Genomic DNA, 20,956 nt, shown 5'->3' on the forward strand with positions numbered 1-20,956 from the left:
TGGATTTTCGCCACTTAGTTTCTGTATTTCTCGTCCTCCACAACGATTAGTTGGAAATTCACCACCTATTTCGGGCTATTTTCCGGCTTGAAGGTAATTTCGACATAATTAAGTGGCCTTTTTCCAACTAGATTTTCGATAGCGGGGTTTAGCGGGGAATTAGATGGCGTTTTTCCACTTAGATAAGTTTATTGTGGCCTTCTATTCGGGATAGCCGTAGCATTTGGCCATAGTTCGCGTTATCCAGACATGTACATGACTTCTCGGCAAAAAAAGATGACTCCGTAATACCGGAATCATCTTTTTTCGTTGTTCCTATACGTTTTAGAGCCATTCCTGCTCCTCCAGATGCGTTACAGGCTTACGCTTCTCATCCCCTGCTCCGGATAACGTGTGCCGGCGGCGGTTCCCTTAGGTGCAGCCTCATTGATCCGCTCAAGCTCACCTTCGCTCAGCCGGATCGCCAGTGCGCCCGCATTCTCCTCCAGATACTTGATCCGTTTGGTGCCGGGGATCGGCACAATGTCTTCGCCCTGGGCAAGCAGCCAGGCCAAGGCGAGCTGGGACGGCTGAACCTCATGTGCAGCTGCAATTTCTTTAATACGCTCCACAAGCTCAAGGTTCTTGTTGAAGTTCTCCCCCTGGAAACGAGGGGAATTGCGGCGGTAATCATCCTCAGCCAGATCCTCGAAGGCACGGATCTGCCCGGTCAGAAAGCCTCTGCCGAGCGGGCTGTACGGTACAAAGCCAATGCCAAGCTCACGGCAGACGGGCAGGATCTCATCCTCAACATCCCGGCTCCACAGTGAATATTCTGTCTGCAGCGCTGATATGGGATGTACCTGGTGAGCCCGGCGGATTGTGCCTGCTCCGGCCTCGGACAGGCCGAGGAAACGGACTTTACCAGCCTGAACCAGGTCCGCCATCGCGCCTACGGTCTCTTCTATCGGCGTATCCGGATCTACCCGGTGCTGGTAGTACAGGTCGATATGATCGGCGCCCAGCCGGCGCAGGCTGGCGTCACAGGCCGCTTTTACATATTCCGGCCGGCCGTTGATGCCAAGCATCCTTCCGTCGCTGCTGCGCACATTGCCGAACTTGGTAGCGATAATGACCTCGTTGCGGCGGCCTTTGACGGCCTGGCCTACCAGCTCCTCATTCCGGCCGACTCCATACATATCAGCGGTATCCAGAAAATTAATGCCCAGATCGAACGCCCGGTAAAGGGTCCGGACCGACTCCTGATCATCCCTCCCGCTGTAGAAATCAGACATTCCCATGCAGCCGAGTCCAAGCGCTGATACGTTCAGCCCTTCACGTCCCAGTGTTCTGGTGTTCATTACGTATTCCGCCTCTCCTAAGGATTGGTTGTACAAACAGATTCTCAGATAATCACATTACTCCGCTCAGGAGTAAAAAGCAAAAAAAGGATGCGCGGCTGTAATGGCCGTTCATCCTTTTGCCGTTCTCTCTTAACCCTGCTTTACAGATCCTTGCCCTCATAGCGGAAATGTGCAAAATCCGCGTAGCTGCCTTCGAACTGGTTCATGTCATGGGCAGCAATGCCGACGAAATTACCGGTGAAGCCGCCGGAGAGAAATCCGAGCTCTTGGGTCCCGTAAAGGGCTGCCCATTCTTCCGTATCACCGCTGCGGTAGAAGAATTGCCCCGTTGCACCATCGACGGATACCGCGAGCTGTACAGGCGACTGATCGTCTAACACAACAGCCGCAGGCTCATAGCTGAAGCTGTCCGCCTCGCATTTCATCAGCCGCAGCACACGGCCCTGACCCTGCTCCTTCGTGATGTAAGCATACAGGTAGTTATCCTCATTCAGATAGAGCAGCAGGCCAGCCATCTGCAGATAGCACTGCGGCTGATATTCAAGCTTCGTTTCTGCACGGAAGCTTATATCACTCTGCCGGACCGCCAGGATATGGTGCTTGAACAGGCTCTGCACCGATTCGCCGGCAGTCAGCCGCAGATAACCGGGACGCGCTGTCAGCGAACACCAGCTGTCGTCAGCCAGAATCCGCAGCGTATTCCATGTCTTCTTCAGCTGCGGACCTTCGAAGCTGTCTTCAAACACGCTGCTGCGGGGAGTTCCGTTCACGGTTACACCCTCAGGTGCAGCAAGTGTAAGCTGCGGTTCATTCCCGCCTGCGCTGAGGCGCAGCCAGCCTGCTTCGTCCCAGTACACCTGCTGCAGCGCTGTCTCGCGCCCAAGAATGGCATACTCGCCGTCCACCGGACGGGTGCAGAGATGAGCCATGTACCATTGTCCGCCCGGTGTCTGCACCAGGCTGCCGTGTCCGGCACACTGCAGCGGCAGGTCCGGGTTGTTCCGCGAGGTAAGCATCGGATTGAGCGGGTCCACCTCATAAGGACCTGCAAGCTCCAGGGAGCGGGCTACTGTAACGGCATGCCCTGTGCCTGTTCCGCCTTCGGCGGTAATCAGGTAATAGTAGCCGTTCTGCTTATAAATATGCGGCGCTTCCGTCTTCTTGAGCGGCGTACAGTCGAACAGCTTGGCGGGCTCTCCGATCAGCCGCTGTGCGGCAGCGTCATACTCCTGGATCACAATGCCGCTGGACTTGTTGCCCTCCAGTATGCGGTAATCCCATAGCGCATTGAGCAGCCATTTCCGGCCGTCACTGTCGTGGAACAGGGACGGATCGAAGCCGCTGCTGTTCAGATAGACCGGCTCTGACCAAGGGCCTTCGATGGAGGCTGCCGTCATCAGGTAATTATGGCAGTCCTTGAACGGCCGTTTGGTGCTCTTAACATCGGTGTACAGCAGATAAAACAGATTATCATGATAACTCAGCTGCGGTGCCCAGATGCTGCAGTTCTTGGGATTCCCGCGCAGCTCCACCTGCGAGGTGAGAATGTCGGTGCAATGCTCCCAGTCCGCCAGATTGGCAGATGAATAGATCCGCACCCCCGGCAGCCATTCAAATGATGAAACAGCGATATAATAAGTCTCTCCGACACGCAGAATACACGGGTCCGGATTGAAGCCGGGCAGTATCGGATTACGGATGATTGCAGTCATAAGCCTGTTAAACCACCTTTCAAGTATCTTCTATCACTAATTAACTCGTGCGCTAACCTATTTAAGTGGAAATTCGACACCTGATATTTCATCAAACAACGCCAAAACAATGTTAGTGGTAAAAAAGCCACCTAATGCTGCCGAATCTCCCGTAAGGCTAGATTTTGCCCGAATTAGGTGGCAGATTTCCAACTAATGCCTTTAGTTTCGGCGAAATTGGCAATTTAGATGGCGAAAATCGACCTGATTGCCGGAGCAGTCACACGGTAGCCATTGGCACGCACTCAGCAGGCTAGGGCGCCGGTTATCAGTTTTCACCTCAGCAACTTTCAGCCACCTTCAGTCACCTTCAGCAAACCTTGTAGCACTGTACTCTATAGCCTTCAGCTACTACTCATCCCTACAGATGCTCCGCCAAAAAGGCCTGCCAGGCCACCCGCATTTCCAGCGTCTCCATGTGCCCGCCCGTTGCCGTGACATTCTGCCAGTGCTCCGGCTTGCCGGCGGCCTCATAGGCTGCAGACAGGCCCTCGTCCAGCAGCTTTATTCCTTCGGCCGGGCACATCCGGTCGCTGCGGCCGTTCAGGCTCATCCGCGGCCGCGGCACGATCCGCTGCTGAATCGCAAGCGTCGTGTAGTGCTTGAGCAGGCCTGGAACGTAGGAGTAGAAGCCGTGATAGTCAAGGCCTCTTTTGTCGATCAGGGTCTGGGCATCCACCTGTCCGCAAATATCGACGGTTACCCTGACCCGCTCATCCAGCGCCGCCAGCCACCAGGCCATCAGTCCGCCCATAGACATGCCGATGGTGCCGATCCGCTTAGCGTCAATGTCTTCACGCGAGCACAGATAATCGAGTGCGCGGCGGCTGTCGTACAGCATCATGCCCCACAGTACCTTACCCGTCCAGAGCATTTCTTTTACCAGCTCACTCTCAGCCTTGCCGCTGCGCTCATTGAAGCCCCACATGTCTATGCAGCAGACGGCATAGCCCATATCTGTCAGCGTCCTGGCAAAGGAAGGCGACTGCAGATAAGGGCTGCTGCTAAGCAGCTCCTTACGGCCATTCGTATAATTCCCGCCATGTGAGTGGTTGAACAGCACCAGCGGGAAGGGCCCGTCGCCTTCAAGCGGCTTCACAAGCGTGGCCGGCACCTTTTCCAGCCCGTTCAGCTCCAGCAGCAGAGATTCCAGCCGGAAGCCGTCATGAATTTCCTGCTTCAGCAGCACCGCTTCTACCGGTCCCGGACCGTGCTCCGGCAGATCACCCAGCAGCGACTCTAAAGGAACCTTATGATCACTCATCTGAAGCACCGTCCTAGCTCTTAATATTCAGATCAGCCCCGGCAAGCGTTACCCGCTCTTCCAGCTGCTCCGGCTTGCGTGTGTTCCGCGACTCGCAGCCGATAAGCTCAACCCGGTCACCGTTCTCGATGTAGAAGGCCGGGCCTTCGTGATTCTCAACCGTCACCTGATGGAACCGCACATTCCGCACATTGCCGAGGTAGAACCCGCGGTTATTCATATCCTCCATGCCGGTCATCATATCGGGATGGCCCGGCACCGCATTCTCCGCCATCGAAATATCAACATTGCTGAACGTTACCTCAGACACATACTGCTCGGCCAAGCCGTACAGGAATCCCGCAGCAGCATGCACATTGCGCGCCGTAATATTCGCAAAATGAACGCGGCGGAAGCATGGCGTCTCGTCCGTAATTGGATAAGGATTTTTGTCCCAGACATATTTTTCCTTGCCGCGCGGGCCGCAGAAGTAATATAGATTCATTGTGAACGGACACAGCACATGGTCCATTACAATGTTGGAGATGCGGATATCCTCAACGATTCCGCCCCGGCCGCGCCGTGACTTCATGCGGATACCGCGGTCTGTCTCCTTAAAGATACAGTTACTGATGACGACATTGCGGATGTCTCCGCTCATCTCACTGCCAAGCACTACAGCGCCGTGGCCGTGGGCCATCGTGCAGTTCGTGATCGTAATATTTTCACATGGAATCCGTTCTGCCGTATCCTCGGTACCTGCCTTAATCGCGATACAGTCGTCCCCGACATCTATGCTGCAGTTGCTGATTCGCACACCGTTACATGACTCGGGATCAATGCCGTCCGTATTCGGGGAATCGGCCGGATTGATAATCGACACATTATCCACAGTGACATTGCTGCACTCGATCGGATTAACCGTCCAGCTTGGGGAGTTGAGCAGCGTTACATCCTTGATCGTTACCCGGCTGCAGCGGTCAAAGCTGATCAGCTTCGGACGCGGATAGGCAAGCTCGCCGCGGCGGTTACGGAATACATCCCACCACGGTCCGCCGTTGCCGTCAAGCGTCCCGCTGCCTGTAATCGAGATATTAACGAGGTCGCTGCCGTAGATACAGGAGGCATAGACCTGCTGCCGGACGCCTTCCCACCGGGATTCTACCACCGGATAATCTCCCTGATCCGTACTGAAGGACAGAACAGCCCCAGGGCTTAGATGAAGCTCGATATTGCTTTTCAGAACAATGGCACCGCTAAGAAAACGTCCGGCCGGAACATATACCGTCCCGCCTCCGGCTTCACTTGCTGCTGCAATCGCCTCATTAATCGCGGATGTCGCGAGGATTCCGCTGTCCCGCTGTGCGCCGTAATCGGCAATATTATACTGCAGCATGGGAACCTCCTTGTCCGGAAGCCCCAGAGCCTGCTCTTAGCTGCTCATATTCCGCACAGGCCTGCAGGAATGCCCCAAGACCCTTCTGGTCATTCGTAATGATTGGCTCACTGATATAGTAGGCATACGTTCCATCACGTTTATCCGCGCCGCCGAGCCCGGCAACCTGGCAGTTTTTGTTCAGATTAACCAGGCCTTCCTTCGTAACAAGCACAAATTCGGTGATCAGTCCGGCGTAGCCGCGGTCCAGCATCTCACTCCAGCTGTCATCCAGCACACCGAGACGGATGCCTTTGCCCAGTGCATAGACGATCATGCTCGAAGCCGATGCCTCCAGATAGTTGCCTTTGCGCTCTGCCAGATTAACCACCTGGTACCACACGCCGGTTTCAGCATCCTGATAGTTCTTCAACGCGCCGAGGGTATCCTGCAGAATGCGCACCAGCTCATTATAGTCAGCGTGATCCGCAGGCAGCAGCTCCAGCACATCCACCAGCGCCATCAGGTACCAGCCCATCGAACGGCCCCAGAAATTCTCGGACAGGCCGGTCTGCGGATCGCACCACGGCTGAACCTTTTTTTCATCCCAGGCATGGAACAGCAGGCCGGTTACCGGGTCCTTGGTATGCTTTTCGCACAGAATAAACTGCTTTGTTACATCCCCCAGATCCGCCCCCTCTTCAAAAGCCAGCAGATACTGCAGATAGAACGGCGAACCCATATAAAGGCCGTCGAGCCAAATCTGATACGGATAAATATTTTTGTGCCAGAAGGCGCCCTCAGAAGTCCGGGGATGGGTCCGCAGCTGATCCCGCAGGTGACCCGCCGCCAGCTTGTATTTCTCAAGTCCTGTCTCTTCGTAAAGAGTGAACAGCAGCTTGCCGTTGTTGATATGATCAATATTATTCTCATCCTGGCGGTATCCGCGGATGCTTCCGTCCTCCTGAATGAAGTAATCCATATTATCAGCGATATAGCTGAAATATTTACGGTCGCCGGTCTGCTTCCAGAGCAGTTCATACCCTTTCAATACCACTCCGTAATCGTATGACCATTTACCGTTGTAACCCTTATCCTCATAGAGTCTTGGCAGACGCTCCATTAGCGTATCCGCCATCTTTACAGCCCACTTCTCTCCCACTTTGCATCCTCCTCTTATAGTTATAATAGCGCCTTCAGCATTATCCTTTAACTTCAGCGAATCCAGTCCGTTTCCCCGCCAAAAATGGCCTCAGGCGTAAGCTGCTCCAGCTCACTCTCACTCAGCTGCTTGGACCAGCCAACCCGCTTGTCCGCATGCGCCCCCGGTCCCTCAGAACCGGCTTCAACGTAATGCACGGTATGCCAGACAGCAGCCTTGTCCCAGTCATTCCAGCCCTCACGGCAGATATGCGCCCCCATCCAGCAATCTATAAAGGCCGTACGGGCATAGTCACGCCAGGGTCTCCCCAAATACACACTGCCCCCGGCTGCATCGCTGACCAGCCGGCATTTATGAAACACAAAGCCTGTCTGCTTATCCTCAGGGGTAGCGGCAGCCGTAACGAAGCCGTTAATCTCCTTGCCAAGATTCAGGCTGGTAATTTCGCATTCATGAAAATAAGCCGTCGCCGAGCCGAAAATAAAATCGATATCCCCGGTTATCCGGCAATGCTCAAAATAATTACGTCCGCTCCGGTTCAGCTTCTCTTCCTTCGGCCTGGCCAGATAAAGTGTATCCTGCGCCGCCAGAAAGGTGCAGTTCCGGAAAACAACCCGGTCCGCATCCACATACATGGCAACCGCCTGGCCCACCTCATCGCTGCTGCCGGCCGTATTCTCAAAAATGATATTTACTGCCGTAATGTTATCACCGGTAATGTAAGTGCTGCATGAGCCAAAGGTGCCGATTGGCGTCCCTTCATTCCCCGGCTTACGCGCATAATCGTCATAAGACAATCTGACTTCACCTTGACCAATCAACCGCAAATTAGGTCTATTGATGCGCAGCTTTTCATAATAAATTCCTGCTTCTATGTGCAAGACTGTAATCTCCGCACACTCTTCGGGTATGCTGTCCACCGCCGCCTGAACAGAGCTGAAGTCGCCCCCGCCTGTCCTGCTGATCACTATATGCTTCATCATCTCTCACCTCAGCCCCTGCTAATCCTGCACAACGAACCCACCCGGTGGGGGTGGGCTCGCCGATTGTAACGCAGATTTTGTATCTTACTTCTGGGTCAGCTTGTAGGCTGCTTCATATTCTTCAGTGATCTTGGTACCGCCGGAATCCTTCCAGGTCTGTACCGCCTTTTTGAAGTCAGCTTCATTCGATTGTCCCATGATGTACTTGAAGGTCGCATCAGTAATGATCTTAGCCAGCTCTGTACCCTGCTCGTTGTTTGTTGCGGAATCGAGCGGCACAGTCGGATCAAACACGGCATACTGGTCGTTTTCACGGATCAGTTCATTAGCCAGCTGCTTCTCCGGATTGGCATCCTTCAGCGTATAAGCAATTTCACTTGGTCTGCTGGAGGAGAAAGGCTGTACATCTGCCTGCCAAAGCTCTTTATCAAGAATTTTATAAGCGCCGTTTTCGTCGTACTCGTAATGTGTACCTTCGATACCGCCTGTCATGAGCATGAATGCTTCTTCGTCGATCAGGTCATTAACGAACTGCAGCAGTCTTTTCAGCTGTGCTTCGGTTTTAACCTCGGATTTCGGGAATGCCATCAGACCGCCGACGCCGCTGCCTTCGGACCAGATGTGGTACTTGCCGTCACCGTTCGAGATTTTGTTAATCGGCACGAGCTCAAGGCCTTCCTGGAGATCCTGGGACAGTGTTCTCAGGCTGGAGATATCAACCATACCTGTGTAAATACCGGTTTTACCCTGGGCGAACTGCTGCTGCTGGTCTGTTTTGGCTGTAACTGCGAAGTCCTGGGCCAGGTATCCGTTTTCATACAGCTTCTTGGAGAAATTCAAAGTATCCAAGTATTCCTGGGTATCGAATTCCGGTGTGAATTTGCCGCTCTCATCCACTTTCCAGCCGTTCGGCGTACCGAAGTAGGAGCTCAGTGTTTTAAAGCTGCTGTAACGCAGATCGGAACGGTCACCGAAGCCGGTAGTATCTTTTACACCGTTGCCGTCCGGATCATCCTCTGTAAAAGCTCTTGCCACTTCATATACTTCATCAAGGGTAGTCGGAACCGGCAGGCCCAGCTTATCCAGCCAGTCCTTACGCATGATCAGGCCGGAGCGGGCCAGGTTCTTCTGGAACGGAACACCGTACAGTACGCCTTCAATGGAAGCAGCCTCACGGATTTCCGGAGCAATCTTGGACAGATTGTCATAGTCATCGAGATACGGGCCTACGTCCCAGAACAATCCGGATTTCAGTGAGCTTCTCACTGAAGAGTTGGTCATCATCGTCAAGGTCACGATATCAGCCAGCTCGCCGGAAGCAAGCGCTGTAGTGATACGTTCTTCCTTGGAAGCATCCGGTACCCAGTTGAAGGTAAGCTTAGTGTTGGTATACTCCTCCAGCAGCTTTTTAATTGTTTCTGTGGGAGGTGAAGCGGTGTGCAGGATATTCAGCCAGGTAATCTCCAGCGGTTTACTTTCATCGGCTACGGCGGCATTTTTCTCTGCTTCTTTATCTCCTCCGCAAGCTGACAGTAAGGTGGAAAGCACGGTAACACAGGCAAGCATACTGACCCATCTTTTTTTCATAATTCTTCTCCTTTAAAAGTAGATTAATTGACACTGCCTTAGTAAACGCCGTCTTCGCCCATCTTTTTGGCCAGCTTGTTGGAGGCCATTACGAGGATTAAGCCGACTACACCCTTGAACATACCTACCGTGGTACTGAAGCTGAGCTGACCGTTCTTCAAGCCCGCTGTATAGATGTAGGTGTCAAAAATTTCGGCCACTTCGCGGTTGAGCGAGTTGAGCAGCAAATACATATGTTCAAAGCCAAGATCCAGCGTGCTGCCGATTTTGAGGATCAGCAGGGTGATGATGACTGGACGGATGGCCGGCAGTGTCACATGCCAGGTTTTGCGAAGACGGGCAGCGCCGTCCATTTCTGCAGCTTCATACAGCTGAGGGTCCACCACAGTGATGGCAGCCAGATAGATAATAGTTGACCAGCCGATTTCTTTCCAGATGATCTGGCCGATGTAAATCGTGCGCAGCCATTCCGGGGAAGTCAGGAAGCTGATTTTTTTGAAGCCCATGCTGGCAATCACTTCGTTAATTAACCCGCCGTCCAGAGTCATGAATACGTAGGTAATCGATACAATAATAACCCATGACATGAAGTGGGGGATGTAAATAATGGTTTGAATCCAGCTTTTGAGATGGCGGTTCTTAAGCTCATTTAACATTAAAGCGACAATAATCGGCAACGGGAAGAAAATCACGATATTCAGCGCGAACAGGACGAGCGTGTTGCGCAGCAGCATCATAAAGGTAGGCTCCGTGAACAGCCGGATGAAATGCTTGAACCCTACCCATTCGCTGCCCGTGATTCCAAGGAACGGCTGATAATCCTGAAACGCTATTACAAGTCCGCCCATCGGCAGGTACTTAAATATGATGAAGTACACCAGGCCGGGGAATATCATCAGATATAAGAGCTTGTATTTCTTTGCTGCGGTCAGGAATGCGCTTCCTTTTTTCTTGTCCAGATTCAGATTTGATGGTGCGGTGATACTTGGAACTTTCACTTGTCAGCCTCCTTTGGTCATTCGGGGATTACGCTCCCTAGACTAAAGAATTTCCGGCGTTACGTATATAATCATTATGTGATTGCGTGGCCCGGACCCTTGCGGCTGCGGCGTTTACGCTTTCCTGACCTCCTGTGATGATTACAGAATAAGATAATGATTATGTCATGCTTGTATGGCATATCACGGCCTTTAACCCAATACCTCATGCCCGGATTATATACGTAATTTGTCCCTCTTGTTACAGTTGAAAGGTAACCGAATACGAGGAGGATATGAAATGAACCACAGCTCACGAAGAAAAGAATCACTCAGCGGACAGATCTTTACGATCGTAAACGCCGGTGTCCTGATTCTGCTCGCCCTTGCCTGTCTGTTGCCTTTTGTAAACATTATCGCCAGCTCCTTCGCGACCACCCAGGAAGTGATTGCGAAAAAATTCATTCTGTTCCCGACCACCTTTTCACTGGACGCATACCGCTATATCCTGTCCACACCGACAATCTTCAAGGGTCTGGGCGTATCCGTTGGCGTCACTATTGCAGGTACAATTGTAAGTATGATTCTGACTGCGCTGATGGCCTATGGGCTGTCCAGAAGATACCTGCCGCTTAGAAACACCATTAACTTCATTGTAGTGTTCTCCATGCTGTTCAGCGGGGGCATGATTCCTACATTTCTGGTTGTAAAATCGGTCGGCCTGATCAACTCCTACTGGTCGCTGGTATTCCCGGTGGCGATCAACGCTTTCAATATGATTATCATGCGTAACTTCTTCCAGGCGCTGCCTGACAGCCTTGAGGAATCCGCCAAGATTGACGGAAGCAATGACTTCGGGATTTTCCTGAAAATCATGCTGCCGCTGGCCCTTCCTTCTATCGCTACAATCTCCCTGTTCTATGCCGTTGCTTACTGGAATACGTACATGAACGCTATCCTTTATATTAATGATTCGGTAAAATGGCCGATCCAGGTCCTGCTGCGCCAGATCGTTATCGTCTCCAGCGGTATGCAGGCCGAGGGCACCTCAGTCGATATTATCCCGCCGGCCCAGACGATCAAAATGGCTGTTATCGTTGTCGCAACAGTTCCGATGCTGATCGCTTATCCGTTTGTGCAGAAGCACTTTACCAAGGGTGCACTGATGGGCGCTGTGAAGGGTTAATTGTCTATTACAAAAACGGTACCGCCTTTAACAAAGGGCGGTACCGTTTTTTGTGCACCTTATGCCTGCTATACAGGTTGTGATGATTATTGCAGTAGCCTGAGGATTATATCCCCGCGCTAGGCCTCTTGCTGCAGCTTGCGGTACGTACCCGGTGTAACCTGCTCCTTCTTGCGGAAGGAGCGGATAAAGTTCTGCGGATTATGGTACTGCAGCCGCTCAGCAATCTCGCGGATGGTCATATCCGTCTCCGACAGCCATTTTTTGGCCATCTCCAGCCGGTAATTCATCAGATACTCACTGAATGAGGTGCCGTATTCCTTCTTAAAGATACTGCTGAGATAATTCGGATTATAGTGCAGGCGCTCGCCAATGCCTTCCAGCGTCAGCTCCTGATCAAACTCGGAATGGACAATAGCGGTAATCTTGTCGGACAGGCAGCGGAACTGCTTGCTAGTCTTCTCCTTCATGGCCGTGGTCATCGGGTAGATGACCTCCTGTACCAGCAGGTGTTCAATCTCCTCGGGATTGCGGATATCCAGCACCCGGTGATACAGCTTGTTGTTATCCTGGGTCAGGAGAACCTGAATGCCGAGATGCTGCTCCAGCTGAATCAGATTGTTCACCAGCCTCACCAGCATGACTTCAAAATTAAGCGTGCTTTTGTTCTTGCCGATCAGCTGGGCGAGGAACGGATAGAGTGCTTCTGCTACCTGCTCCTTATCCCCAAGACGGATACCGTTGAACAGCTGTGATTCCAGCTCGGCCGGGTAATGAAGCAGCACCGGACCTGAGACAACCCTGGAGATATCCTCATAAAAGATAATGGATTCCTTGCCGAGATTCAGCCGCTGATGCAGCGCCTGCTTCCCCATCTCCCCGGCCTCCTTGCTCTCCAGCAGATCACTGTAGGACATGCTGAACCCGATGCTGATTGGAACCTTCAGATAATTCCGCACCGTCTTCAGCAGCGCGGTTGCATATTCCAGCAGCTCTTTATTCAGCTCCTGCTCCGTTTGCTCCGGCATAGCCAGGATAGTCGCCTGGGTGTCATCATTCAGGATAATCGGCAGCATCCGCTGACTCTTGGGAATAATCTCTTCTACCATCTTGTTGATGGCCAGCAGCAGCACATCCTTATTCGAGGCTCCCTGGTCTCCAAGGCTGTCCAGCTGTACCAGCATGGTGACGTATTTCCGGCTCCCGTTAGGCGCATAGCCGAACCGCTGCAGATTCTTCTCCAGCTCCTCAGCCGTAACACGGCTGCGGAACAGGTTGAGAATCAGCTGGGTCTCGAGCTGCGGCATCTCTGCTTCAATCAGGCTGGTGAGTGATTCCTTCTCCAGCAGAATCGTATCAATGGACTGGATGATATATTCGAACTCGTTTTTGGTATTCACCGCAGGAACCGCAGACAGACTGCGCTTGATCCGCTGTATCGGTTTTGTAAAATAAGTTGAAACAACATAGGCGACAACCAGAATCAGCAGAATACTCAGCAGCCCCAAAGCGAACAAGCCGAATTTGGTCATTTTGAGCGTACCGGCGATCTCTTCCTGGTCCAGCTCGGTGAGGTATACCCAATTATTATAGGAGGACTTGGAATACAGCAGCTGGAGCGGCTGGTGTCCGCCTGTCTCCAGTTCAGCCTTGCCGTTCTCCCCGCCCGCGGTAATGAAGCTGCTGAGCTCCGCAAGCTGCCCCTGAGTCAGGCTCGTCTCTTTCTGCCCGGAATCGTACAGCAGCTCACCGGATTTAGTGAGAATATACACATTCGCATTCTCATCTGTCCTGATGATCGAATCCAGTGTGTGCTGTGAGATATCAGATAAGGCGATAGCCTGCTTTTTGCTGGAGAAGACAGGCAGTGTATTCACGAACCTTATGCCCTTATCCGTCTTGACCCAGAATAAGCTCTGATTCTGATTAACAATATACTGCTCACGCAGCTGCTCCACATCGTCTTCACTCAGGCTCGTCAGCCGCTCATTCATAATCTGCCAGTTCTGCTCCAGGCTGATCAGCGAATATTCCGTACCTTCCGCCGTCATGGAGGCAATATAGTTCAGCTGTGAATTGACACTACGGTAAGCCTCAAAGTCCTTGACCGTAATTGGGTTCGTCACCAGGTCCTGAAAAGAGCTCGTCGTGCTGAACGTATTGAACGCATATTCAATGCTCTGGATTTTATGCTCCAGATTGTTCTTAACCTGTTCAACATAGCTCTGCTTGCTGCTTGAGAACTGGCCGACCACCGACCGGATCGTGCTGAAATAAATATAGCTGCCAAAGCTGGCAACCAGCCCCACCCCGAGAATTAGAATAGGAATAAAAATCCCGTAGAACATTCTCCCTTTATTCATTGCGCTGCCCCTTTATTTTTGCTCATTAATACTAATTATAGCGCTTTCAAAAAAGGGTTTCCATGATTTTTTTAACGTGTGCAGCAGGTTTTTCTGTAAAATTTGTCAGGTTAGTCTACTTATTGGTCACGTTAACAAAGGATATGGCTGTGTAGAGCCCGGAACAGCACAACTATATACGATATGAATAAAATAATAGGAGCTGCTGCGGCAGACGGATGCTTAATAATGCACAGTTGTGTGCTGCTTGTGGATTTACACCAGAAAACTGGCTCTACTGGCCGCGGATCTGATATAGAATTGTGAACGTGTTCAATATAAATTAGCAATTATAAATTTCATCCATAGTATCCAATTTATCCAGTATATGAATTTGGAGGGGACGTTATAAATCCGGACGACCTAAGCCCGAAGTGATCCATCCCGCGCCCAACCCATACAACAGATAACTGCATTTCGTACAACTAAACCCCCACTTTTTCCCCGAATGATCCGTATAGCTGCACTCCGTACAACTAAAACGCCGCCTAATCCGGTTTTTTAGACAAATCGGGCATTTTTAGTTATATAGAATGCAGTTATACGCTGCTAATGCAAGATTCCGCAAGTTTTAGCTGCACAAAGTGCAGTTAAAGTGCGGAGACGCAGATATTAGAGCGTCAGCGAATAAAAGACTGCTAGATGCACTAAGCGCGGCTCAGCACATCTAGCAGTCCTTTCACTAATACAGCGAGTAGAGATGCGGAGCCGTTCAATTGTGTGTCTACTCTAATCCCCTTTAATCCAGCCGCTGCCGGTCCCCAGTCACTAAGCCGTATACTCTGCCGCCGCTTCATCCCGCGAGGGAGCCTCGCCGGCCATCTGCTTGAGCAGCTTCTTCATCATGACCGAGCCCTTGACCTTCGTGGCCAGGCATGGGGACACTTCAATGGTATACCTTCCCTGCTGTACAGCTGACTTAAGCTCAGCAACGGTTGAGCAGTCCTGCTCCAGCCGGTTCACGACACTGCCATACTGCAGACACTGGTGGCTGTCACTGCCGGCAATGACCGGAATGCCTAGGCGCGCCGCAAACGGTTCAATCAACGCCCGGTACGGCTGCTCGCCCTGCATGTAAATATCCTTGGCATTGAAGTCAAAAGCATCCAGCCGGGACAGCAGCGACGGTTCCAGATGATGCAGCGGTGTTGAGGTGCGGAACGGGTGGGCGCCGATTTTCCATAAGCCGCGGGCGTCGGCAAGCTCCAGCAGCTGGCGGAACGGGATAAAGCTGTCTTCACCGGTGTGGCCTTCAAGGGCATAGCGTGCTTCCAGAATATCCTCCTTTAATCCGATCAGCAGAATGTGTCCGGTCTCGGCAATATCGACCTCCATGCCAGGGAAAATCCGCAGGCCGTCAGCCTCGTAATAATGCCCGTTGTACGGGTACATCCGGTCCAGCGTCTCATACATCCCGAAGAAATTCGAGGTATTAAAATGCTCCGTGAGCGCAAGCGCCTGCAGGCCGTTCGCCAGCGCCTCCTTGACCATGTCACGGAAATAATCTTCCGAAAAGGCTGATTTCTTCGACAGCTTGCCATGGGTATGCAGATCTATTTTCATATAGGGATGACACTCCTTAATTTCCGGGTTTAGTAGAGCGGTTTAGTATAGCAGATTAGGAACAGCAGCTCCCAGCGGGAACAGCAGGCCAATATAGACAACGGTGAAAGCCACAAACAGCCAGTCTCTGCGCTGCATGGCGAGGTAAGAAAGACGCAGCTTTTTAACCTTGGGGTTATTGACTGCATAGGTGTAGCCTCTGGTCTCCAGCGCTTCAACCGTAGTCCGTGAACGTTTGGCGGTATTCAGCATCAGCGGATAGAAGACCAGTACGAGAATCCGCAAGTAATAAGCGGCGGTACGCAGATAGAGGAATCCGTGCTTCGCCGGCCGCTGCCCCCTGAGCCTGAACGAGAGCAGAATCTGGTGGAACTCCTCCAGCAGTGTCGGGAGAATGCGGTAGCCGTACGACAGGCTGAAGGCAAAGGCATCCGGCACGCCGAGCGCAGATAATCCGTCACTCAGGCGCTCAGGGTCAAGGCTGGAAAAGACCGTAATGCTTGCCAGTGAAATCACCGACAGCTTGAGCGTCAGGGTCAGCATTGGCAGCAGCGATTCAGCGCCTCCGCCGAAGAATAGCGACAGCAGGAACATCCAGCCGATCTGGCTGACCAGACCGAGACAGAGGATAAAAACAATGTACGGACTAACCTTGGACAGCACTGTTGTAACCACCATAAAGACAAACATTCCGAGCAGAATCGTGCGGTTATAGATGAACCACGGCGTTATGGCAAAAAATAAATACCAGATCAGCAGCATCCGCGGGTCAAGCCTGCCCAGAAACGTGCTGCTGCTATTATAGGCGGTACCCAGCAGCTCCAGCTTGATGTGCTCAACCGAGATTTTGCCCAGCGCCCGTTTAACAGCTTCCACCATATACAAGCTCCCCCTTTCTCCATTCCGCCGCAGCGGTGAACGCCTCCAGGCTGCTGCAGATCTGCGGCAGGCCCAGCAGCCGGCTCATTTCCATGAGCTGGGTCTCGGCCAAGCCGGCGCGCCGCAGCAGCTGCCCATCGGAGAAGACAGCCTCCTTGTCTCCGTCGGCAATGATCCGGCCTTCGCTCATCACGATGATCCGGCTGGCCCACTCGGCCACCAGAGCCATGTCATGCGTAGCGATGACAACCGTCTCAACATGGCCGCGCAGCGCCTCAAGCACCCGGGTCATCTCCTGCTTCGTCGAAATGTCGAGATTGGCCGTCGGCTCATCCAGCAGCATGACTGCCGGGCGGACGGCAGCGCCAATGGCCAGCGATACCCGGCGCTGCTGCCCTCCACTGAGCAGACGGGCATCCCGCTCAGCCAGCTCCTGCAAGCGGAAGGCCTGCAGCATCCCTTCCACTCTTTCGTCCCTGTCTGCAAGCTTTCTCGCTTTCAGGTAATAAGCGATCTCTCCGCGGACCGAATCGTCGATGAACATATCCTCAGGGTTCTGGAATACATAGGATACGATGCCGGACAGACGTTCCGGCGGCAGACCGTTCACTGTAATACCCTTAACCTGTACAGTTCCGCCGGTCGGAGCAGTAATGCCGGCGATCAGCTTCATCAGCGAGGACTTACCGGCTCCGTTATTGCCGATCAGCGCCACTCGCTCGCCGGCGTACAGCTCCAGATTAATGCCGCCGAGCACCGGCTGCAGCGTCTTGTGAATCGTCCGGAATGAGAGCCGGATCTGCTCCATCCGGACAATCGGTTCTGCCGCGGCCAGGCTAACTGCGGCTTCCGTTGCCGCATGCGGTCCGGTGCCTGGCGGAACCGCCGGAGCACCATCTGAGGAAGCCGCAGCAAGAGACCGGACATCGGCAGCATTGACAGAAGCAGCAGCCACAGCCTCTGCCCGCCGTCTAAACCATGCCCGCCCCTCCTCACAGCTGAGCGGATAATCCCACGCGGCCTGCAGGTCCGGCCGGAGCAGCCAGGCCGCCCTGGTGACATCGGGCGGATAGATGCCGAGGCCCTGCAGCTCCTCCACCGCGGTAAGCGCTTCGCGGACCGGCTTCTGCCAGCGCAGCCGCCCGCCGTCCATCAGCACCACCGAGCGGCAGTACTCCGCAATGAACTCCGCGTGATGCTCAATGACCACAATGGTCTTACCGTGCTGCTCATTGAGCCGGCGTAGTATATCGTAGATCTGACGCGCATGCTGCGGATCGAGCTGGGCCACCGGCTCGTCGATGACGAGAATGTCCGGGTCCATCGCCAGAGCCCCGGCCAGGGCCAGCAGATGCTTCTGTCCTCCGCTGAGCTGCCAGATGAATTCCCGGCTCAAGCCGCTGAGGCCGGTAAGCTCCAGCGCACGCAGCCCCCGCTCGCGGTAATCGGCCAGCCCGTAATTCAGCGGTGTAAAGCACACATCATCCAGCACCGTCGGACGGACCAGCTGGTTCTCGAAATCCTGATACACATAGCCGATATGCCGGGACAGCTCACTGACCCGCTTCTCTTCAGCAGACTCTCCCAGCAGCTTAAGCTCCCCTTCAAAATCTCCCGTATAGTAATGAGGGATGAGGCCGTTGAAGCATTTGCACAACGTCGATTTGCCCGAGCCGTTGCTGCCGATGACAGCAACAAAATCCCCCTGCTGCAGGGTGAACGAAACCTCCAGCAGCACCGGATGCTCAGCACCCGGATAAGTAAAGGACACATTGCTTAATTCCAGCAGCGGCTTATCCATCCAGCTGCCCTGCTTCCTGCCGCCTGCGCGACGCCTTTCGCAGGATCACCGTCAGCACTACCGCCGTAACTGCTGCGGCTGCGAGCATGCTGATCCAGATCAGCATCCCCTCATTCGACTCCGCTCCCGGCAGCTCGAATTCGCCGATGCTCCAGCCTGACTCCGACAGCAGCTCTGCGCCCATCGCAATCAGGGCCAGCAGGATGGCGCCGCCCAGCAGCTTCGGCGAGAGCCAGGACTTGCCGCCGGAGGCATACTGCATGTTCCGTTCGCGCGGCTTCATGCCGAGCAGCGGTTCGATTTTACCGTACAAGCGGGGTACCAGGTACATCGTCGGCAGCAAGGCGAACAGAATGCCCGAGAACAGTACATCATTCAAGAATCCGACACCTTCGATGATGACAATACTCTCAGCTAAGCCTTGAACCGCCTCAAGCTCCTCCACACCGACCCACACCTTGGCAATGTCGATAACCGAGCTGCAGAACTGGTGAATCGCCACTCCGCTGATCGCCGCGATGCCGACCTGTCTGCGGTTTTTGGGATCGGACACCATGCGGCCGGCGATGTACATCGCGAGCGAGAACGTAATGAATTTCTCCAGCTCACCGAGCCCGCCGAACTGCCCCAGCATCAGCTCCCCGAAGATCACCTCGCCAACCGCCGCCCCCACAGCCGCATACAGCGGATGAAACAGCATGCACAGCGTCAGCGGAATGAAGGCAAAATACTCCACTGACAGCTCAATTGGCCCCAGCTGGATACTTGGAATCAGCTCCGTGAACATGTTGGACAATCCGTAGAGCGACATGGACAGCACGAAGATCATCATTTTCTGCGATTGGGTCAGCGTGTAGCGCTTTTTTAACGTACTCATTTCGTAATGGCCCCCTTCAAGAATTTAACTTAAGTATAGAAATAGCGTGTCAGCACAGCTTTTTCCGTTTGTTAAGAGGGTGTAATCTTTTTTCCATGTTTTTTAACGCTGTAAAAATATTTACATCACACTGGCAGGCTATAGTGGAGAAGCATCATCATTCCAGGAGGACAACTGCCTATGTACAAGGACTGGAACCGCCGTCCCTTTTCCCCGAACCAGCGGGTGATTGCCGATTTTATTCAAAAGAATGAGCTCCGCGTCCTCTACATGACCGAGCAGGAAATGGCCGGCGAGCTGGGCATCAGCATTGCCTCGGTCTCCCGCTTCTGGAAAGCGGCCGGCTACCGCCACGCCAAGGATTTCAAGAACAGCCTGCGCTTCCGCTTCGAGTCCACCCCGTCCGAAAAAATGCGCGATGCCATGCAGCGGACCGGCGGCAGCTCCCTCCCGCAAATGCTGCTGGATGTGGCCTCACATCACCTGCAGGAGACAAACCGCTATCTGAACGAAGCCATTCTTGAGCGTGCTGTAGCCGCCTTATCCGCTGCGAGGCAAATCTACATCTACAGTCCCGGACCCTGTGCGGGTCTCGCCGAGCTGATGGCCTACCGGATGGCTCGCTACGGGCTGAATCTGAAACGTATGGCCCCCAGCGGCCATGAGCTGATGGAGTCGCTGATGCATGCCGGTAAAAAAGATGTCGTGCTTGTCTTCGGCTTCGTCCAGCTGCTGCCCGAAACAGAGGTTATTCTCGACTATGCGCGGGAGGCGGGCTATACGGTTATCCTGATTACCGACAGGCTGGTCTTTCCCCGTTCACAGGATGCTGACATTGTGCTGTATGCCGGGCGCGGCGAGGTGTGGGAGTTCCATTCAATGGTCGGACCCACGTACATTATCGAGAATCTGATCCTCGGCGTCGGCCTGCTCAGCAAGGATAGCAGCCTGAAGAAGCTCGACAAGCTCCAGCAGCTGCGTGCGAGATATGGGAGCAGGCTGCCGCGGAGCTGACTGTATGCGCAGCAAAAAGACGCCTGAGGACGGAGCTGTCCGTCGTGCTTTCAGGCGTCTTTTTATGTATCTCAATCAATATAGTTTGATTTTCTCCAGCTAATTCCAGTAATTCTCGGAATTTACGTCTTTTAGCTGGAAAAACGCCAGCTAAATCAGTCCATTCACCCCTCAAGCGGCAATTCCGGTAAAATTAAGTAACCTTTTTCCAACTAGATTCCTCATAGCGAAGCTTATTAGAGAAATAGACGACCAATTTCCACCTAAATGTGCTTAGCTTAACAAAGTGTCCAGTCTGCTAGACCGGTCCGCTTCCTACTAGGCGCATTACACCGCATCCGGCTCCGCCGTAACAATAGTTGGCAGCGTCTCTATCGCTACATTTCCCGCAACAGCCCGCGAGATCATGCACGACTCTTCAGCCTTATATGCCAGCCGCTCCGCCTTCAACCGTTCAGCTCCACTCACATCTGCTCTGAGCACAATCCTCGGCTTATGAGTGATTCGTTCGTAAGTGAACACATTATTCGTGACATCAACAGTGGCCTCAGACTCCAGGGTCAGACTCTCAGGTGTAATCTCAGAACGCTCAAGCATCGCGGCCAGGGTAATCAGATAACAGGTTGCCGCTGCTCCCAGCAGCATCTCATCAGGATTCGTACCTGTTCCCGGCCCGCCCATCTCCTCTGGAATTGAAATGACGGTTTTGAGCCCGCCTGCGTCAATATGCCCCTCACTGTTACGCCCGCCGTTCCATACCGCTTTTAAATGAAAAGGATGCTTCATCCCGCTTCCTCATTCCTCTCTATATAG

Annotated in this window: 16 protein-coding genes; 2 read left to right on the forward strand and 14 right to left on the reverse strand. The window is 53.3% G+C overall.

Annotated features, from left to right (window positions below; genetic code table 11):
- Positions 1–353: 353 nt before the first annotated feature.
- From R70331_RS18090 to R70331_RS18125, 8 genes are all read right to left on the reverse strand, one after another.
- On the reverse strand, positions 354–1,340 hold the full coding sequence (locus R70331_RS18090) for an aldo/keto reductase (RefSeq protein ID WP_042177611.1): 987 nt from the start codon (positions 1,338–1,340) through the stop codon (positions 354–356).
- A gap of 143 nt (positions 1,341–1,483) precedes the next feature.
- Complete coding sequence (locus tag R70331_RS18095; RefSeq protein ID WP_042177613.1) at positions 1,484–3,055, reverse strand: glycoside hydrolase family 43 protein; 1,572 nt, start codon at positions 3,053–3,055, stop codon at positions 1,484–1,486.
- Between the two features lie 400 nt (positions 3,056–3,455).
- Positions 3,456–4,358, reverse strand: coding sequence for a dienelactone hydrolase family protein (locus tag R70331_RS18100; protein WP_042177615.1), 903 nt, complete (start codon positions 4,356–4,358; stop codon positions 3,456–3,458).
- A 13-nt stretch (positions 4,359–4,371) separates the two neighbouring features.
- Positions 4,372–5,733, reverse strand: a complete 1,362-nt coding sequence (locus tag R70331_RS18105) for a glycoside hydrolase family 28 protein (protein ID WP_042177617.1) — start codon at positions 5,731–5,733, stop codon at positions 4,372–4,374.
- Positions 5,720–6,850, reverse strand: coding sequence for a glycoside hydrolase family 88/105 protein (locus R70331_RS18110; protein ID WP_042182854.1), 1,131 nt, complete (start codon positions 6,848–6,850; stop codon positions 5,720–5,722). The genes R70331_RS18105 and R70331_RS18110 overlap by 14 nt, the downstream gene beginning before the upstream one ends.
- 77 nt (positions 6,851–6,927) lie before the next feature.
- Positions 6,928–7,857, reverse strand: a complete 930-nt coding sequence (locus R70331_RS18115) for a pectinesterase family protein (protein WP_052419102.1) — start codon at positions 7,855–7,857, stop codon at positions 6,928–6,930.
- Between the two features lie 84 nt (positions 7,858–7,941).
- The gene (locus R70331_RS18120) at positions 7,942–9,444 is read right to left on the reverse strand and encodes an extracellular solute-binding protein (RefSeq protein WP_042177619.1); all 1,503 of its coding nucleotides are present in this window, start codon (positions 9,442–9,444) and stop codon (positions 7,942–7,944) included.
- Positions 9,445–9,482: 38 nt separating this feature from the next.
- Positions 9,483–10,442, reverse strand: coding sequence for an ABC transporter permease (locus R70331_RS18125; RefSeq protein ID WP_269322196.1), 960 nt, complete (start codon positions 10,440–10,442; stop codon positions 9,483–9,485).
- A gap of 280 nt (positions 10,443–10,722) precedes the next feature.
- On the opposite strand from R70331_RS18125, the gene R70331_RS18130 reads away from it, so the two are divergent.
- Positions 10,723–11,607: a carbohydrate ABC transporter permease gene (locus R70331_RS18130; RefSeq protein ID WP_042177622.1), complete on the forward strand. Its 885-nt coding sequence runs from the start codon at positions 10,723–10,725 to the stop codon at positions 11,605–11,607.
- A gap of 119 nt (positions 11,608–11,726) precedes the next feature.
- On the opposite strand, the gene R70331_RS18135 is transcribed toward R70331_RS18130, so the two are convergent.
- The 5 genes from R70331_RS18135 to R70331_RS18155 form a co-directional block, all read right to left on the reverse strand.
- Entirely contained in the window at positions 11,727–13,970 is a 2,244-nt protein-coding gene (locus R70331_RS18135) for an AraC family transcriptional regulator (RefSeq protein ID WP_042177624.1), read from the reverse strand.
- A gap of 807 nt (positions 13,971–14,777) precedes the next feature.
- Entirely contained in the window at positions 14,778–15,572 is a 795-nt protein-coding gene (locus R70331_RS18140; RefSeq protein WP_042177627.1) for a PHP domain-containing protein, read from the reverse strand.
- A 42-nt stretch (positions 15,573–15,614) separates the two neighbouring features.
- On the reverse strand, positions 15,615–16,451 hold the full coding sequence (locus tag R70331_RS18145) for an energy-coupling factor transporter transmembrane component T family protein (RefSeq protein ID WP_156131155.1): 837 nt from the start codon (positions 16,449–16,451) through the stop codon (positions 15,615–15,617).
- Positions 16,435–18,252: an ABC transporter ATP-binding protein gene (locus R70331_RS18150; protein ID WP_042177630.1), complete on the reverse strand. Its 1,818-nt coding sequence runs from the start codon at positions 18,250–18,252 to the stop codon at positions 16,435–16,437. Before R70331_RS18150 ends, R70331_RS18145 begins: the two co-directional genes overlap by 17 nt.
- Complete coding sequence (locus R70331_RS18155) at positions 18,245–19,129, reverse strand: DUF8171 family membrane protein (RefSeq protein ID WP_042177632.1); 885 nt, start codon at positions 19,127–19,129, stop codon at positions 18,245–18,247. Before R70331_RS18155 ends, R70331_RS18150 begins: the two co-directional genes overlap by 8 nt.
- Before the next feature lie 180 nt (positions 19,130–19,309).
- Here R70331_RS18155 and R70331_RS18160 point away from each other — a divergent pair, with 180 nt between their 5' ends.
- Positions 19,310–20,143, forward strand: a complete 834-nt coding sequence (locus R70331_RS18160; RefSeq protein WP_042177635.1) for a MurR/RpiR family transcriptional regulator — start codon at positions 19,310–19,312, stop codon at positions 20,141–20,143.
- A gap of 327 nt (positions 20,144–20,470) precedes the next feature.
- On the opposite strand, the gene R70331_RS18165 is transcribed toward R70331_RS18160, so the two are convergent.
- Positions 20,471–20,929, reverse strand: coding sequence for an OsmC family protein (locus tag R70331_RS18165; protein WP_042177637.1), 459 nt, complete (start codon positions 20,927–20,929; stop codon positions 20,471–20,473).
- Between the last annotated feature and the right edge of the window lie 27 nt (positions 20,930–20,956).

Source organism: Paenibacillus sp. FSL R7-0331, assembly GCF_000758645.1.
Taxonomy (GTDB): Bacteria; Bacillota; Bacilli; order Paenibacillales; family Paenibacillaceae; genus Paenibacillus_AQ; species Paenibacillus_AQ camerounensis.

Bases quoted from the DNA above. Each gene is read 5' to 3' on its own strand.
- R70331_RS18145 (WP_156131155.1), bottom strand. From the start codon at position 16,451: ATGGTGGAAGCTGTTAAACGGGCGCTGGGCAAAATCTCGGTTGAGCAC.
- R70331_RS18150 (WP_042177630.1), bottom strand. From the start codon at position 18,252: ATGGATAAGCCGCTGCTGGAATTAAGCAATGTGTCCTTTACTTATCCG.
- R70331_RS18095 (WP_042177613.1), bottom strand. From the start codon at position 3,055: ATGACTGCAATCATCCGTAATCCGATACTGCCCGGCTTCAATCCGGAC.
- R70331_RS18155 (WP_042177632.1), bottom strand. From the start codon at position 19,129: ATGAGTACGTTAAAAAAGCGCTACACGCTGACCCAATCGCAGAAAATG.
- R70331_RS18160 (WP_042177635.1), top strand. From the start codon at position 19,310: ATGTACAAGGACTGGAACCGCCGTCCCTTTTCCCCGAACCAGCGGGTG.
- R70331_RS18090 (WP_042177611.1), bottom strand. From the start codon at position 1,340: ATGAACACCAGAACACTGGGACGTGAAGGGCTGAACGTATCAGCGCTT.
- R70331_RS18110 (WP_042182854.1), bottom strand. From the start codon at position 6,850: ATGGCGGATACGCTAATGGAGCGTCTGCCAAGACTCTATGAGGATAAG.
- R70331_RS18105 (WP_042177617.1), bottom strand. From the start codon at position 5,733: ATGCTGCAGTATAATATTGCCGATTACGGCGCACAGCGGGACAGCGGA.
- R70331_RS18120 (WP_042177619.1), bottom strand. From the start codon at position 9,444: ATGAAAAAAAGATGGGTCAGTATGCTTGCCTGTGTTACCGTGCTTTCC.
- R70331_RS18165 (WP_042177637.1), bottom strand. From the start codon at position 20,929: ATGAAGCATCCTTTTCATTTAAAAGCGGTATGGAACGGCGGGCGTAAC.
- R70331_RS18135 (WP_042177624.1), bottom strand. From the start codon at position 13,970: ATGAATAAAGGGAGAATGTTCTACGGGATTTTTATTCCTATTCTAATT.
- R70331_RS18140 (WP_042177627.1), bottom strand. From the start codon at position 15,572: ATGAAAATAGATCTGCATACCCATGGCAAGCTGTCGAAGAAATCAGCC.
- R70331_RS18115 (WP_052419102.1), bottom strand. From the start codon at position 7,857: ATGATGAAGCATATAGTGATCAGCAGGACAGGCGGGGGCGACTTCAGC.
- R70331_RS18100 (WP_042177615.1), bottom strand. From the start codon at position 4,358: ATGAGTGATCATAAGGTTCCTTTAGAGTCGCTGCTGGGTGATCTGCCG.
- R70331_RS18130 (WP_042177622.1), top strand. From the start codon at position 10,723: ATGAACCACAGCTCACGAAGAAAAGAATCACTCAGCGGACAGATCTTT.